Below are 339 nucleotides of genomic sequence, written 5' to 3' on the forward strand. Positions count from 1 at the left end.
GAGGTTAGACACCAGAAACCAGATCCCGGCGCCAATGCCGAAGGAGGACGCGGAGGGCGTGCCCCGGGCGGTCGCATCCACCGTGGTGGCGCCTACCCCGGCCCCAAGGGAGTTCAGCATCAGCCCGATCGTCAGGGCCACGACAGCGCCGGCGATCACGGCACCCCAGGACACGCGGGAGGGCAGCGAGGGCGCGCCCTCGGGGAGGACGGCAGCTGCCCTCGTCGCATCACCGTAGATGTCCGATGTGGATCGTGTTTGCACGGGAGAGATTCCTTCAGGTCTTGTTTTTGGCAGCGTCTGGGAGCGTGCTTTCGGCACCAGCGGCACCTCTTTTGA

General features: G+C 66.4%; 1 pseudogene. It reads right to left on the minus strand.

From position 1 onward, the window contains the following. Positions 1-264, minus strand: a pseudogene (locus tag D9599_RS30955) (hypothetical protein); the annotation flags it as partial. Positions 265-339 lie beyond the last annotated feature (75 nt).

The organism is Roseomonas sp. KE2513 (assembly GCF_016107305.1).
Classification (GTDB): Bacteria; Pseudomonadota; Alphaproteobacteria; order Acetobacterales; family Acetobacteraceae; genus Roseomonas.